We start from the raw sequence: 15184 nt of genomic DNA on the forward strand, positions 1-15184 counted from the left end.
CGGGGGAACTGTGTCCGCAACCGCGGCGCGAATCAAAGCCGCCACCATAGGTGCGCTCGCCTTCACCACGACCCTTGCCGGCCTTCCGGCTGCCGCCCATGCCGCTCCCCGCCCGTCGTCACCGCCGCCCGCTCCGCAGGTGCAGGCCTCGGTCGCCGACCCGGACAAGGCGCTCGGCGCCGGCTGGCGGAAGTCCTCGGACATCACGGTCACCGGAACCGGTGACACCGACGGCTACCACCTGCACATCGCCCGGGAGAAGGACGCCTTCGCCTGGAGCACCCTGGCCACGCTCAAGTCTTCCGAGATGAACGGGGCCCCGTGGGGTGGCGCGGTCTGTGTGACCGGCTCCGGCCGCTACGCCGTCGCCGTCTTCGCGCCGAAGATCGCCGCCAACAAGCCGTCCGCCATGCAGGCCGGCGCGCTCGCCGCGGTGGTGGACACCACGACCGGAAAAGCGGTCCACGTCGCCACCGGTGTGCAGTACTCCTACTACAACCCGGCATGCGGCCCGGGCGACCGGGCGTTGCTCGTCCGCGGCATCGGCGGCGACCTCGACAAGCAGCGCACCGACCTGCTGACCGTGGACGCCGCGGCTGGGCGGGTGACCAGCACGAGGCGCATCGACGCCCAGCTCAGCAATCCGGTGCCGGCACCGGACGGTGACTACGGCATCGTCGGCGGCAACCTCGTCAAGGTGGCTGCCAACGGCAGGTTGACCACGGTCGCCAAGCCCAACGGCCGCACCTTCGACATCCGCGCCACCGCCGGCTCGGGGATCGACCTCATCTCTCTCAACGGAGAGACGGCCGTCGCTCAGCGCTTCCACGGCGGCAAGCTGACCACGACGGCCACCGGCCCGCGCACCAACCTGCAGCTTTTCGGTCTGCGTGGGGGTAGCAACGCGCTGGTCGGCCAGGTCACGCTGAAGGGCGGCAAGACGCCCGCCGGCCTGACCACCCTGCGCAGCGACAAGCCGGTCACCACCATCTCCACCGAGGGCCACCTCCTGGTGGAAGAGGCCTACTCCCAGCAGACCGCCGATTCCCTGGCCAAGCCACTGACCGCGGCGGACCCGACCCGGGTGGGCCAGTCCGCTGTCACGGTCAGACCGGCCGGAAGCGAGCAGCGGTCAACCGGCGTGATCACCACGACTGCGGCACCCGTCCTGGATGCGCAGGCGACCGCGGTCTCCGCGGCGCCGACCGTCGCCGCCGCGCCGAGTTACATCACCAACCCCAAGTGCGCGGTGCCGCGGAACGACCCGACGGTCCAGCCGTTGCAGCCGAGCCCGGACATGGTGGAGTGGGCGGTCGACCTGGCCGTTCACGAGGAGTTGTTCGTCAACCGCCCGGCCAACTACCTGAAGACGGGCCTGCCCGCCTACCAGCCGCAGTCGATGTTCCCGATGCACTCGCTGGTCGGTGGCGGCCGCGTTCCGGCGAACCTTCTGCTGGCCATCATCGCCCAGGAGACCAACCTCTCCCAGGCGTCGTGGCACGTGGTGCCGGGTGACACGGGCAACCCGCTGCTGCCGCTGTACTACGGCAGCCACTCGGTCGACACGATCTACTACCCGGACGCCGACTGTGGCTACGGCGTCGGCCAGGTGACGACCGGGATGAGCGTGGGAGACACGGTCTACACCGCGAATCAGCGTAAGGCCATCGCGGTGGACTACGCGGCCAATGTCGCGGCTTCGCTCAACATCCTGATCGACAAGTGGAATCAGATGAAGAACGAGCCGTCCGCGGCCAGGAGCCAGATCAACGACGGCGACGCGAAGCACATCGAGAACTGGTTCCTCGCTGTCTGGGCGTACAACTCCGGGTTCTACACCTACGCCGACCGTGCCAAGAACAACGGCCGTTACGGTGTCGGGTGGCTGAACAACCCGGCCAACTCGATCTACAAGCCGAACCGGCTGGGCTTCCTTCGCGACTCGCTGGCCGACGCGGAGACCCCCAACCTGTGGAGCTACCCCGAGCGGATCATGGGCTGGGTGGAGACGCCGCAGCTGAAGGGGAGCGGTACGGCGTACAGCGAGCCCACCTTCGGTGACAACGGCCCGACCTTCTGGCGCGTCTCCTGGCACAAGCCGGAGATCAGCTGGAACGACGGTGTCTCGCTGCCGGGCCTCTACACGTTCTGCAGTCCAGCGGTGAACAGCTGTTCCCAGGCACAGAACGGCTGCCCCGCGGTCTCCTCGGCCTGCTGGTGGAACGGCCTCGCGACCATCGGCAACTGCGAGAACCTGGAATGCACCACGGAGAAACGGGTCTACAGCGCGGGAGACTCCGAGCCCGGGGTCAAACGGATCTACGACCGGAACTGCTCGGAGCTCGATGACTACGGCGTCAACGACTACGACTCCAGCCGGCCGACCGCCATCGTCTACACGTTGAACGACACGGGGCAGTACAACCTCGGGTGTACCAACGTGAAGCCGCAGAACGGGCGATTCAACCTCCTGATGGGTGACCCCTCCGGAGCGACCGACGACAGCTACTACGCCGCAATCGACCTGCACCAGGTCGGCGCCGGCTTCCAGGGTCACGTCTGGTCGACCTACGGCTACAGCGGCGACCGGCTCAAGAAGCACAAGATCGTCGGGCAGTGGACGCCGGACCTGGGGCTCGGGCCGCAGAAGCGCGGGCGATACAGCGTTCTGGTGCACATCCCCAGTCACGGCGGCACCGGCAACGCCGAGTACCACCTGCAGCCGAGCACCAGGGACAACGACGAGTACGTCGACTTCAAGTGCACGATCAACCAGGACGAGGTCGGTGAGGGCAACTACAGCTACGACCATTGGATGATTCTCGGCAACTTCGACCTGGGCCGGGGTGCGCGCCTGTGGATGTCCAACGCCGGCGTCTCGAGTAGCGACTCGGTCGGCTGGGACGCGGTGGCCTTCGTGCCGACCACCGTTGACAACGGCGATTTCTGCGGTAAGTACCACTAGCCCTCGGTTCTGACGGGACACCCCCGGTCGACGGCTCTCCGGGAGCCGGGGCCGGGGGTGTTGGGCATCCTGCCCCCGGCACTGACACAATGGCGGCCATGTCCGACGTTGCCCGCCGCCCGCGAGTGCTTTCCGGCATCCAGCCGACCGCCGATTCCTTCCACCTCGGCAACTACCTGGGCGCGGTGCGCAACTGGGTGGCCATGCAGGACACGCACGACGCCTTCTACTGCGTCGTCGACCTGCACGCCATCACCATGGGACACGATCCGAAGGTCTTGCGTAACCGGAGCAGGATTTCCGCGGCCCAGCTGCTCGCGGTCGGGCTCGACCCGGAGCGGTGCACCCTCTTCGTCCAGTCCCACGTGCCCGAGCACGCGCAGCTCGGCTGGGTGCTCAGCTGCATCACCGGGTTCGGCGAGGCCGGCCGGATGGTCCAGTTCAAGGACAAGTCGGCCAAGGCCGGGCAGGACAGCACGACCGTCGGGCTGTTCTCCTACCCGATCCTGCAGGCCGCCGACATCCTGCTCTACCAGGCCGACCAGGTTCCGGTCGGCGAGGACCAGCGGCAGCATCTGGAGCTGACCCGCGACCTGGCGCAGCGGTTCAACACCCGGTTCGGCAGGACCTTCAACATGCCCTCGCCGTACATCGTCAAGGACACCGCGAAGATCTTCGACCTGCAGGATCCGACGATCAAGATGTCGAAGTCGGCCTCCTCGCCGAACGGCATCATCGAGCTGCTGGAGGACCCGGCCCGCTCGGCGAAGAAGATCAAGTCGGCGGTCACCGACACCGGGCGGGAGATCCTCTACGACGAGGAGAACAAGCCGGGTGTCAGCAACCTGCTGACCATCTACGCGGCGCTCACCAACCGGGCCATCGACGAGCTGCTGGAGGCCTACGAGGGCCGTGGCTACGGCGACCTGAAAAAGGACCTGGCCGAGGTGCTGGTGGAGTTCGTCAAGCCGTTCCAGGAGCGGACCAAGCTCTACCTCGACGACCCGGCCCAGCTCGACAAGGTGCTCGCGGTCGGCGCCGAGAAGGCTCGTGCCGTCTCCGCGGTGACGCTCGCCCGGGCGTACCAGAACGTGGGTTTCCTCAGCCCCGCCCGCGAAGCCTGAGCCGCATGTCCCAGCCCGGTATCACCCGCATCGGCGTGGCGATCGACATCCCCGAGCCGTGGGGCTCGGTGCTGACCCGCCGGCGCGCCGAGGCGGGTGACCCGCAGGCGGCGTGGACACCGGCGCACGTCACCCTCCTCGGGCCCACCGAGGTGGCCGCCGACGCGCTGCCGGCGATCGAGAAACATCTCGAGGCGATCGCGTCGGCCCAGCGGCCGTTCACCGTCCACCTGCGGGGGACCGGTACGTTCCGGCCGGTCACCGAGGTGGTGTTCGTGACGCTGGCCCAGGGGATCAGTGAGTGCGAGCTGCTGGCCGAGGCGATCACCCGCTCGGAGGACGTCAACCGGGACACGCGGTTTCCGTACCATCCGCATGTCACCGTGGCGCAGGATGTGCCGCCGGCGGCGCTGGACGCGGTCTTCGAGGATCTGGCCGGCTTCTCGGCTCTTTTCGAGGTCTCCTCGTTCACCCTGTTCTCCCATGGCGGCGAGGGACCCTGGCGGCCACGCCGGGACTTCCCACTCGGAAGCTGACGTGTCCGATACGGTCGGCCGGTGAATCCGATCGACCGGGCCTATGACGCGACCGCGGCCCGGATTCTGGCGGTGCGCTACCGCTCGCCGTACTTCGACCACTTCTGTCGCGCGATCCTGCGCTACGACAGTGTCCAGGGTGGCCGGTTGGCCGCGGCCATCGCCTACTACGGCTTCTTCGCGGTGTTCGCGCTGCTGCTGATCGGCTACTCCATCTTCGGCTGGTTGCTGACCGCCAACGTGGAGTTGCTCGACCTGGTCCGCGACTTCCTCCACCAGAACCTGCCGTTCCTCGACATCCAGGCCATCCTGGAGAGCAAGGGCAGCGTCGGCATCGTGGGCCTGATCGGGCTGACCTTCACCGGCATCGGCTGGGTCGAGGCGATCCGGTCGTCGCAGCGGCTGATCTGGCAGGTGCGGGAGCAGCCGGGTTACATCGGGATCCGCCAGGCGGTCGATCTGATGGTGCTGGTCGGGCTCCTGCTCCTGCTGGCCCTCTCCCAGCTGGCCGTCTACGGCCTGGAACGGTCCCTGCACTGGCTGGCCGGGGGCGGTTTCGCGACCACCCTGTCGGTGGTGAGCTGGGTGCTCACCCTGGCGGTCAACATGCTGCTGGCCGCGGCGCTGCTGGCGGCCGTGCCCCGGCTCCGGATGACGGCCCGCCGGATGGCCCCGCCGGTGCTCCAGGTCGGTATCGGGATCATGCTGCTCAACACGGTCGGCAAGTCGTTCGTCGGCCTGGTCGAGCGCAATCCGGCGTACGGCCTGGTCGGCTCGGCCGTCGGCGCGCTGGTCTACCTCTACGTCTTCAACCAGCTGTTGCTGTTCGGCGCGGCCTGGGCGGCGACCAGCCCGCACGGCCGGGTGGTCGATCTGTCGGCTGACGACAAGACCGCCCCCGTGGGGCAAAACACCTGGATTCGGCACGACCGCCCGCGATGATGGGCCGATGGGCACCCTCGTGACGTTGCACCTGCCACCCGGCTCGCCGATCGCCGAGCAGCCGTGGGTCATCACCTTCGGGTCACTCGACGAGTCGGAGGACTGGGAGCCCATCGTCTGCGGGCCGTACGAGCATCAGCACGCGCTCGCGCTGGCCCGGGCCGTGGTGATCGACGACGACCTGATGGCCGTGGTGGAGCCGATGCTGCCACTGGCCGGGGTGGAGGCGATCCGCAAGGAGATCGACCTGGCCCGGGACGCCGCCGAGGACCCGGGGGAGGATTTCGAGCCGCTGGTCGCCCAGGAGTACCCGGGTTCCCCGCCGGAGCCGGACGAGGTGCTGGCCGGCTGGCGGCGGATAGCCGGGAAGCTGACCGCCTGAGCGCACTGGGATACTGGCCCGGTGTTGATCAACAAGCGCTGGGCGGCGTTCCTGATCGCGGTGGGTGTGTGGACGTGGCTCATCTGGCCCCGCTTCGGGCTGGCCATCTGGAAAGACGACCGCTCCTTCGCCGGCGGCTCACCGACGGCGTTCCTCTGGGTGCACGCCCTGCTGATCGCCGCCTCCCTGGTGATCGGTACGACGGTCGGCGTCCTCGGTGTCAAGGCGTGGCGCCGCGCTGAACGTTAACTCAGTGTTTCCTGTCACGGGAGCAATTCCCTCCCGAACCAGCCGAAAGCGACGTGCCACCTCCGGGGTGATTGCGGCGGTATAACGGTGCGCCAACAGTCCGTACCGATGTCCGGTCTCGGTCCTGGCCCGGGGATACGCTCCCGACCTGAGATTCACCCGAGTAACAGGACCTCGGTGTGCAGCGGAAGGAGGGCGTCTTGCGCCCAGTACGTGGGAAGCGGATCGTGGCGATTCTCGCGGCAGGTGGGCTGACGCTCGCTGCCGCCGCTTGTGGTGAGGCGCCGTCGGAGACCACTCCCGGCTCCGGCTCCAGCGCGAGCGCTGCCGCCGCTTACAAGGCCTGCATGGTCACCGACCTCGGTGGCATCGACGACAAGTCGTTCAACGCGTCGGCCTGGGCCGGCCTGCAGGCCGCCCAGAAGGAAGCCAGCAACGTCGACCCGAAGTACGTCGCGTCCTCCTCCGAGGCCGACTACGAGCCCGGTCTGCGTGGCTACGTCTCGCAGGGCTGCAACTTCATCCTCGCGGTCGGCGGCCTGATGGGCGAGGTGACCACCAAGGTCGCCAAGGAGAGCGCGAGCTCCCAGTTCGCGATCGTGGACAGCAACAGCGGCAACAGCAACGTGTACCCGATGCAGTTCGCGACCCACCAGGCCGCGTTCCTCGCCGGTTACCTGGCCGCGGGCTACTCGAAGTCCGGCAAGGTCGCCACCTACGGTGGTCTGAAGATCGCCCCGGTGACCATCTTCATGGACGGTTTCGCCGACGGCGTCGCGCACTACAACTCGGTCAAGGGCACCAAGGTCGAGGTCCTCGGCTGGGACAAGGCCGCTCAGAACGGCAACTTCGCCGAGAGCTTCATCGACCAGAACAAGGGCAAGAGCATCACCCAGACCCTGGTCGGCCAGGGCGCTGACGTGATCATGCCGGTCGCCGGCGGCACCGGTCTGGGCACCGCCGCGGTGGCCAAGGAGTCCGGTGGCAAGGTCTCGGTCATCTGGGTCGACCAGGACGGCTGCAAGAGCGCCGCGCAGTACTGCGACGTGTTCCTGAGCACCGTGGTCAAGAACATCGAAGAGGCCGTCAAGGAGGCCGTGGTCAAGGGCGCCAAGGGCGAGGCCCTGGCCGCCGCACCCGGCTACGTCGGTGACCTCTCGAACGAGGGTGTCTCGCTGGCCCCTTTCAACCAGTTCGACAGCAAGGTCGACGCGGCCCTCAAGGCCGAGCTCGAGAAGCTGAAGGCCGACGTCATCGCCGGCACCGTCAAGGTCGAGTCGGCCAGCGCGCCGAAGTGACCCTCGGGTAGGTAACATCTGGCCGCCGCCCGGCCGCGGGTCACCACCCGCAGCCGAGCGGCGGCTCGCATTCCACCGTCCACCAGGCTTAGCACCCGACGTCGGGAGATTCCGCTGAAACTGGAACTGCGCGGCATCACCAAGCGCTTCGGCGACCTGGTGGCCAACGACCACATCGACATCACCGTCGAGCCCGGCGAGGTGCACGCCCTGCTGGGCGAGAACGGCGCCGGCAAGTCGACCCTGATGAACCAGCTCTACGGCCTCTTGCAGCCGGATGAGGGGCAGATTCTCGTCAACGACGAGCCCCTCGTCTTCAAGAGCCCCCGCGACGCCATCGCCGCCGGCATCGGCATGGTGCACCAGCACTTCATGCTGGTCCCGGTCTTCACCGTGGCGGAGAACATCGCGCTCGGCGCCGAGGAGGTGCGCGGCGGCCCGCTCGGCTGGCTCGACCGTCGCCGCTCCCGCAAGGACGTGATCGAGACCTCCCAGCGTTACGGCCTCCCGGTCGACCCGGACGCGCTGGTCGAGGACCTGCCGGTCGGCGCACAGCAGCGCGTCGAGATCGTGAAGGCGCTGACCCGTGAGGTCGACCTGCTGATCCTGGACGAGCCGACCGCCGTCCTCACCCCGCAGGAGACCGAGGAACTGCTCGCGGTGATGCGCTCGCTCACCGCGATGGGTAAGTCCATCGTCTTCATCACCCACAAGCTCAAAGAGGTCAAGGCGATCGCCGACCGGATCACCGTGGTCCGCCGCGGCAAGATCGTCGGCACCGCTAGCCCGGACACCAGCGAGGACGAGCTGGCCGCCCTGATGGTCGGCCGCGCGGTGAGCCTCGAGGTGGACAAGACCCCGGCCGAGCCCGGCCGGAGTGTCCTCAAGATCTCCGGGCTGGTGGCCGACGACGACCGGGGCATCCGCGCGGTCGACGGTGTCGACCTGGAGGTCCGGGCCGGCGAGGTGCTGGGTATCGCGGGTGTGCAGGGCAACGGCCAGACCGAGCTGGTCGAGGCCGTGATGGGCCTGCGCGAGGTCCGGGCCGGCTCGATCCACCTCGAGGACGACGACCTGGTCGGGATGAGTACCAAGAAGGTGCTGCGGGCCGGTGTCGGCTACATTCCCGAGGACCGCAGCCACGACGGTGTCGTCAAGGAGTTCTCGGTCGCGGAGAACCTCATCCTCGACATGTACGACCGGGCGCCGTACGGCAACGCGTTCAGCATCGACCTGAGCAAGGTGGGCGGCAACGCCAAGGAGCGGATCGAGCAGTTCGACATCCGCTGCCAGTCACCGGCCACTCCGGTCGGCACGCTGTCCGGCGGTAACCAGCAGAAGGTCGTGGTCGCCCGGGAGATGTCCCGGCCGCTGCGGCTGTTCATCGCGTCGCAGCCCACCCGTGGTGTGGACGTCGGCTCGATCGAGTTCATCCACAGCCGGATAATCCACGAGCGTGACCAGGGCACCGCGGTGCTGGTGGTCTCCAGTGAACTGGACGAGGTGGTCGGCCTCGCGGACCGGATCGCGGTGATGTACCGCGGCCGGATCCTGGCCATCGTCTCGCCGGACACGCCACGCGAGGAGATCGGTCTGCTCATGGCCGGCATCACCGGCGCAACGCCGGAGGGAGAGAAGTGACCGGGTTCCTGCGGAAACTCTGGTCCGCGAACAACGTCGTGCTCACGGTCCTGTCGATGTTCCTGGCCGTGCTCATCGGCGCGGTTCTGATCATCATCTCGGACGCGGACGTACTGGCGAAGTTCGGTTACTTCACCGCCCGTCCGGCCGACGCGATCGACGCCAGCTGGATTCTGGTCAGCACCGCGTACGGGGACCTGCTCAAGGGCGCCCTCGGTGACCCGCAGGTGTTCTCGGCCTGGTTCGCCAGCACCGCCACCTGGCAGCAGGCCTTCGCGCCGCTGTCCGAGACGCTCACCTACGCGGCGCCGCTGGTCTTCACCGGTCTGTCGGTCGCGCTGGCGTTCCGCGGCGGCCTGTTCAACATCGGCGCGCAGGGCCAGGCCGTGCTCGGCTGCATGGCGGCCGGTGTGGCGGGCTTCTCGTTCGGCCTGCCGATCGTGCTGAACCTGATCGTCGCGCTGATCGCCGGTGTCCTCGGCGGCGCGCTGTGGGGCTTCATCCCGGGCTTCCTCAAGGCTCGGACCGGTGCCCACGAGGTGATCACCACGATCATGCTCAACTACACGGCCGGCCTCTTCCTGTCCTGGCTGGTCATCCAGAAGGGCATCCAGGCGCCGGGCAAGACCGACGCGATCAGCAAGCTGGTCGACGAGTCCGCGATGCTGCCGTCACCCGGTGGCCAGATCCGGGTCAACCTCGGCATCATCCTCGCGGTGCTGGTCACGATCGGTGTCGCCTGGCTGCTGAACCGGTCGGCGTTCGGCTTCGAACTGCGGGCGGTCGGTTCCAACCCGCACGCCGCGAAGACCGCCGGCATCAGCGTCAGCAAGACGTACGTGCTGCTCATGGCGATCGCCGGTGGCCTCGCCGGTCTCGGTGGCGCCGTTCAGGTGCTGGGCACCGCACACCAGCTGACGCCCGCGGTGGCCGGCAACATCGGCTTCGACGGCCTGCTGGTCGCGCTGCTGGGCCGCAACCGGCCGTGGAGCACCTTCTTCGCCGCGCTGCTGTTCGGCGCCCTGCGGGCCGGCGGCAACCGGATGCAGTCCTACTCCGGCATCTCACTGGAGCTGGTCACCGTGCTCCAGGCGCTCATCGTCATCTTCATCGCCGCCCCCGCTCTGGTGAAGGCGATCTTCCGTCTGCGTGCCGCCCGTGCTGCCGGGCTCGGCGCCTCCCTGGCGAAGGGCTGAGGACATGTCGACCGCGACTGTGCAGGAGCCGACCGAGGTCGTCGCGCCGGAGCCGTTCTGGACCCGGCAGCGCCGCCTCGGCCTGGCTCTCATCCTGATCGGCGGCCTGGCCGCCGCGGTGTTCGGCGCGCTCGCGCCGAGTGAGACCGCCCGGTTCACGCTGAGCGAGGACGCCGAGGGCGCCGCCCTCGCCATCAACGGCCAGTTCGGTGCGGTGCTCTTCGGTCTGCTGACCGTGGCCGCCGGTGCCGTCCTCTTCGCCGGCCTGCTGAAGCGATGGTCGAACGCGCTGCTCGGCGTGGGCATCCTGACCTTCGTGCTCTCCTTCCTGTGCTGGCAGGTGGCGGGCGAGTTCATGCCGCTGGTGGACACCACCGACGGCACGCTCCAGCTGGCGCTGCCGCTGATCCTGGGGGCGCTCGCCGGTGTCCTCGGCGAGCGGTCCGGTGTGGTGAACGTGGCGATCGAGGGCCAGTTCCTGATGGGCGCCTTCGCCGGTGCCCTGGTCGGCACCATGGCCACCAGCATCTGGGCCGGCCTGATCAGCGCGGCGATCGGTGGCGTGATCATCGCCGCGATCCTGGCCGTGTTGTCGATCCGCTACCTGGTCGACCAGACCGTCGTCGGCATGGTGCTGAACCTGTTCGCGCTCGGCATCACCGGCTTCCTCTACGAGCGGCTGATGCAGCCCGACGCGCAGACCTACAACACCCCGCCGCAGCTGCCCGAGTGGCGGATCCCCGGCCTGGCCGACATCCCGGTCGTCGGTCCGGTGCTGTTCGAGGCGAACCTGCTGGTCTGGATCGCGCTCGCGCTCGTCGTGGTGATCCATTTCGGGCTCACCCGGACCCGGTGGGGCCTGCGGACCCGGGCGGTCGGCGAGCACCCGACCGCGGCCGACACGGTGGGCATCCGGGTACGCGGCCTGCGTTACCTGAACGTGCTGCTCGGTGGTGTGGTCGCGGGTATCGGTGGCGCCTACTTCACGCTGGTGGCGACCGGTAACTTCACCAAGAACATGACCGCGGGTGCCGGCTTCATCGCCCTGGCCGCGCTCATCTTCGGCCGGTACACCCCGTTCGGTGCGCTGGGGGCGGCGCTGTTCTTCGGCTTCGCCCAGAAACTGGCGATCTATCTCGGCGCGATCGACAGCCCGGTGCCGAGCCAGTTCCTGAACATGCTGCCCTACCTGGCGACGCTGATCGCCGTGGCGGGTCTGGTGGGCCGCGTCCGTGCTCCGGCGGCGGACGGTCTGCCGTACGTCAAGGGCTGACTTTCATGATCATCACCGCGGCGCCGGTAACGGTGCCGCGGTGAAAACCTTCCTATCGGTACGGCAGAATCGGCTTCATGGAGATCGACTGGGCGGCCCTTCGCGCTGCCGCCATCGAGACGATGCGGCGGGCCTACACGCCGGTTTCGGACTTCCCGGTCGGTGTGGCCGGTCTGGTCGATGACGGTCGCACGGTGGTCGGCTGCAACGTGGAGAACGCGTCGCTCGGCATGACCCTGTGCGCCGAGTGCGGTCTGGTCAGCTCGTTGCACGCGACCGGCGGCGGCCGGCTCGTGGCGATCTCGTGCGTGGACGCCACCGGCGCCCCGTTGATGCCGTGCGGGCGCTGCCGTCAACTGCTCTGGGAGCACGGTGGGCCCGAGCTGCTCGTCGAAGCGCTCCCCAGGCCGCTGCGGATGACCGAGCTGCTGCCGCACGCGTTCGGCTACGAGGACATGGAGCGGGTCACCGGCCCGGTCGGTGCCGCCGACGTGCCGGCCGAGCTCGCCCGCTGGCGGGGCCGGGGGACGGTCTTCGTGCATCCGGACATCTCCGGCGGCGCGACGATCTGGACGGGTTATTGGGAGCGGTCGTCGGGTGAGCCCGGTGCGGCCGAGGAGAAGGGCATCCTGGAGGAGGGGCCGAACCTGGCGACCGTGGCCGCCGCGGTGGCCTGGGGCCTGGCCCGCACTCCGCGGGTCGTGGTGGTGGATGCCGAGGGCGGCCTGTCCTGGGCCGGCGAGGGAGAAGCCCCGGAGGGCATCCCGCAGCGTTGGGAAGAGGAAAAACCGTGAGTGCTTTCGCAGCGGTGGACGTGATCCGGGCCAAACGGGACGGCCACGTGCTCACCGACGCCCAGATCGATTGGGTCGTCGACGCCTACACCAAGGGTGTCGTCGCCGACGAGCAGATGTCGGCGCTGGCCATGGCGATCCTGCTGCGCGGCATGACGCCCGCCGAGATCGCCCGCTGGACCGCCGCGATGATCGCCAGTGGTGAGCGGCTGGACCTCTCGTCGGTGACCCGGCCGACCGCCGACAAGCACTCCACCGGCGGCGTCGGCGACAAGATCACGCTGCCGCTCACCCCGCTGGTCGCCGCGTGCGGCGTGGCGGTGCCCCAGTTGTCCGGCCGTGGTCTCGGCCACACCGGCGGCACGCTGGACAAGCTGGAGTCGATCGCCGGCTGGCAGGCCCGCATCTCCAACGAGCAGTTCAAGAGCCAGCTGCAGGAGATCGGCGCGGTCATCTGTGCGGCCGGCGAGGGGCTGGCCCCGGCCGACCGCAAGCTGTACGCGTTGCGCGACGTCACCGGCACCGTCGAGGCCATCCCGCTGATCGCCAGTTCGATCATGAGCAAGAAGATCGCCGAGGGCACCGGCGCGCTGGTCCTGGATGTGAAGGTGGGTACCGGCGCGTTCATGAAGGACCTCGCGACCGCGCAGGAGCTGGCCCGCACGATGGTCCAGCTCGGCAAGGACAGCGGCGTCACCACCGTCGCTCTGCTCACCGACATGAGCACCCCGCTGGGTCTCGCGATCGGCAACGCCAACGAGGTCGCCGAGTCGGTCGAGGTGCTCGCCGGCGGCGGACCGTCCGATGTGGTGGATCTCACCCTGGCTCTGGCTCGCGAGATGCTGGCCGCCGCCGGGGTGGACGCCGACCCGGAGAAGGTCCTGGCGAGCGGGCAGGCGATGGACACCTGGCGCGCGATGATCCGGGCGCAGGGCGGCGACCCGGACGCGCCGCTGCCGACGGCCGCGCACACCGAGGTGCTGCGGGCCGCCGAGGACGGCGTCGTGACCTCGATCGATGCGTACGGGGTGGGCATCGCCGCCTGGCGCCTGGGTGCCGGACGGGCTCGAAAGGAGGACCCGGTGAGCTTCGGCGCCGGTGTCCAGCTGCGGGTCCGGCCGGGCGACCGGGTCAAGGCCGGTGACGTGCTCCTGGAGCTCCGCGCCGACGACGAGTCGCGTATCCCCGCCGCCCGGGACGACGCCGCCGGGGCGATCGTCGTCGGCACCGAGCGGCCCGCCCCTTCCCCGCTCCTGCTCGACCGCATAGCCTGAGCCGCCATGCAGAAGGCCGCCCCCGACCCCCGCGCGGTCCGCGAGGCAAGTCTCGACGAGCTGGCCCGTCTCGGCCTGCCCCTGCCGCCACTGGCGTTCCCGCTGGTCTGGGAGGCCGGTGACACGGTCGAGCTGCGCCAGACCGCGGAGCTGGAAGCCCGTGCCGCGGTGCTGCACGTCGTCGTCGCCCGCTGCTTCGGCATGCCCACCGAGGCTGCGATGAGCTGGCTGCTCGGCTCACACCTGGTCGAACAGGTCACCCCGCCGGAGTGGCAGTTCGTGATCGGGGCGAAAGGCGACCACCGTTCCTTCGTGCTGCACCACGACGCGGTCTTCGCGCTGGCCTGGCTGCTCGGCCTGAGCCGGCACCTGGACCCCACGGTGGCGCCGGACGACCGGATGATGCTCCAGATGCCGGACCTGCCGGCGGGGGAGACCTTCACCAGCTGGCGGTCCCGGTCGCTGGTCGCGGTCCGGGACCCGATCGAGGCCGCGGTTCTGCTGGACCTGTACTACTGCCTGGACTGGGCCTACCAGGAGGCGGAGCAGAGCGGGCGGTCGCTGCCCGGTGAGGTGGACAGCAACGCGATCGGCCAGCGCCGGTGGGCCCTGGAGTGGGCGGTGGTTTTCAAGGGGCCGTACCACGACGATCCCCCGGAATGGGAAGAGGTCGATCTGTCCGTCTAGGTGAGCGGCCGGTAGGCCGCCAGGTCGACGGCGGCCGTCACCGTGAGGTCGCGGGTGGGCAGGAGGTCCGCCGGCACGTGCCGGGCGCTGGGGGTCATCCCGATCAGTGTCCGGGCCTCGGCCGCGGTCAGCGTCAACTCACGGCGCAGGGTGATGCTCGACGTCTGGGCGAAGTGTGTGCCCAGACTGCTGTCGACCCGGGCAGCCTTGTCCGGGTCGACCTGGATCATCCCGTGTGCGGCGACCAGCTCGGACAGATGGTCGGCGGCCGGGGTCACCACCAGCAGCACGCCACCGGGCCGCAGCACCCGGCGGAACTCGGCACCGTTGCGCGGCGCGAAGACGTTCAGGATCACGCTCGCCACCGCGTCGGCGACCGGTAGAGGCCGCCACAGGTCGGTCAGCACGGCCGCGGCTCGGGGATGTGCCTTCGCGGCCCGCCGCAGCGCTGGCTTGGACACGTCCAGACCGAGACCGATCGCCTCCGGGGACCGCTCCAGGAAGGCCGCCAGGTAGTCGCCGGTCCCGGTGCCGGCGTCGATCACCAGCCCGTCCGCCCGGTGCCCGGCCAGCTCGTCCGCTATGAACCCGTAGTGCCCGGCGGCCAGGAAACCGGCGCGGTCGGCCACCATCTCGGCGCTGTCGCCGGTGTGCGGCAGGCGCCCGGCGCTCAGGTCGGCGTACCCCTGCCGGGCCATGTCGAAGCTGTGCCGCAGCGGGCAGCGCAGCGCCCGCTCCTGGCGGGCGAGTGGTTCCCGGCACACCGGGCATCGCAGATACGGAATTGCTCCGTCGATCATCGAGCGCTTCCCTCTAGGCTCTT

General features: G+C 69.2%; 14 protein-coding genes. 13 read left to right on the forward strand and 1 reads right to left on the reverse strand.

Annotated elements, in window-relative coordinates; all coding sequences use genetic code 11:
* Positions 1–10 precede the first annotated feature (10 nt).
* The 13 genes from ACFO0C_RS21010 (at position 11) to ACFO0C_RS21070 (ending at position 14361) form a co-directional block, all read left to right on the forward strand.
* Positions 11–2965, forward strand: a complete 2955-nt coding sequence (locus tag ACFO0C_RS21010) for a hypothetical protein (protein ID WP_378068336.1) — start codon at positions 11–13, stop codon at positions 2963–2965.
* A 98-nt stretch (positions 2966–3063) separates the two neighbouring features.
* Positions 3064–4089: a tryptophan--tRNA ligase gene (gene trpS, locus ACFO0C_RS21015; protein WP_378068337.1), complete on the forward strand. Its 1026-nt coding sequence runs from the start codon at positions 3064–3066 to the stop codon at positions 4087–4089.
* Positions 4090–4094: 5 nt separating this feature from the next.
* A complete protein-coding gene (locus tag ACFO0C_RS21020) occupies positions 4095–4625 on the forward strand; it encodes a 2'-5' RNA ligase family protein (protein WP_378068338.1) in 531 nt (176 codons plus the stop codon).
* 21 nt (positions 4626–4646) lie between these two features.
* The gene (locus tag ACFO0C_RS21025) at positions 4647–5567 is read left to right on the forward strand and encodes a YihY/virulence factor BrkB family protein (protein ID WP_378068339.1); all 921 of its coding nucleotides are present in this window, start codon (positions 4647–4649) and stop codon (positions 5565–5567) included.
* Positions 5568–5574: 7 nt separating this feature from the next.
* Positions 5575–5949 (forward strand): hypothetical protein, encoded by a 375-nt coding sequence (locus ACFO0C_RS21030; protein WP_378068340.1) that lies wholly within the window; start codon positions 5575–5577, stop codon positions 5947–5949.
* 21 nt (positions 5950–5970) lie between these two features.
* Positions 5971–6198 carry an SCO4848 family membrane protein gene (locus ACFO0C_RS21035; protein WP_378068341.1) on the forward strand — a complete coding sequence of 76 codons (228 nt, stop codon included), beginning with the start codon at positions 5971–5973 and terminating at the stop codon, positions 6196–6198.
* Between the two features lie 200 nt (positions 6199–6398).
* Complete coding sequence (locus tag ACFO0C_RS21040; protein ID WP_378068342.1) at positions 6399–7496, forward strand: BMP family lipoprotein; 1098 nt, start codon at positions 6399–6401, stop codon at positions 7494–7496.
* 159 nt (positions 7497–7655) lie between these two features.
* Positions 7656–9137: an ABC transporter ATP-binding protein gene (locus ACFO0C_RS21045; protein ID WP_378068343.1), complete on the forward strand. Its 1482-nt coding sequence runs from the start codon at positions 7656–7658 to the stop codon at positions 9135–9137.
* A 56-nt stretch (positions 9138–9193) separates the two neighbouring features.
* Positions 9194–10333 carry an ABC transporter permease gene (locus ACFO0C_RS21050; RefSeq protein WP_378068527.1) on the forward strand — a complete coding sequence of 380 codons (1140 nt, stop codon included), beginning with the start codon at positions 9194–9196 and terminating at the stop codon, positions 10331–10333.
* A 4-nt stretch (positions 10334–10337) separates the two neighbouring features.
* On the forward strand, positions 10338–11606 hold the full coding sequence (locus tag ACFO0C_RS21055) for an ABC transporter permease (protein WP_378068344.1): 1269 nt from the start codon (positions 10338–10340) through the stop codon (positions 11604–11606).
* Positions 11607–11683: 77 nt separating this feature from the next.
* On the forward strand, positions 11684–12400 hold the full coding sequence (locus ACFO0C_RS21060; RefSeq protein WP_378068345.1) for a cytidine deaminase: 717 nt from the start codon (positions 11684–11686) through the stop codon (positions 12398–12400).
* Positions 12397–13674 (forward strand): thymidine phosphorylase, encoded by a 1278-nt coding sequence (locus tag ACFO0C_RS21065; RefSeq protein ID WP_378068346.1) that lies wholly within the window; start codon positions 12397–12399, stop codon positions 13672–13674. Before ACFO0C_RS21060 ends, ACFO0C_RS21065 begins: the two co-directional genes overlap by 4 nt.
* Before the next feature lie 6 nt (positions 13675–13680).
* Complete coding sequence (locus ACFO0C_RS21070) at positions 13681–14361, forward strand: DUF4272 domain-containing protein (RefSeq protein WP_378068347.1); 681 nt, start codon at positions 13681–13683, stop codon at positions 14359–14361.
* Here ACFO0C_RS21070 and ACFO0C_RS21075 read toward each other — a convergent pair.
* Positions 14358–15161: a putative RNA methyltransferase gene (locus ACFO0C_RS21075; protein ID WP_378068348.1), complete on the reverse strand. Its 804-nt coding sequence runs from the start codon at positions 15159–15161 to the stop codon at positions 14358–14360. The two genes, ACFO0C_RS21070 and ACFO0C_RS21075, sit on opposite strands and share 4 nt — an antisense overlap.
* Positions 15162–15184 lie beyond the last annotated feature (23 nt).

The organism is Actinoplanes subglobosus, from assembly GCF_042650585.1.
GTDB classification, from domain to species: domain Bacteria; phylum Actinomycetota; class Actinomycetes; order Mycobacteriales; family Micromonosporaceae; genus Actinoplanes; species Actinoplanes subglobosus.